General features: G+C 53.8%; 1 rRNA gene. It reads left to right on the forward strand.

The features are described 5' to 3' along the window. Nucleotides 1-223, forward strand: a 23S ribosomal RNA gene (locus CJ260_RS12645); the annotation flags it as partial.

A 223-nucleotide genomic window follows, 5' to 3' on the forward strand; every position in this document is an offset into this window, starting at 1 on the left:
CGAAACACTGATATGGACCGATAGCGAATAGTACCGTGAGGGAACGGTGAAAAGAACCCCGGGAGGGGAATGAAAGAGAACCTGAAACCGTATGTCTACAAACAGTCGGAGCGCTTTACATGCGCGAGGCGTGCCTATTGAAGAATGAACCGGCGAGTTACTGTTGCCAGCGAGGTTAAGCGGGAAACGCGGAGCCGAAGCGAAAGCGAGTCTGAACAGGGCG

The sequence above is a fragment of the Megasphaera sp. ASD88 genome, assembly GCF_002287425.1.
Taxonomy (GTDB): Bacteria; Bacillota; Negativicutes; order Veillonellales; family Megasphaeraceae; genus Megasphaera; species Megasphaera stantonii.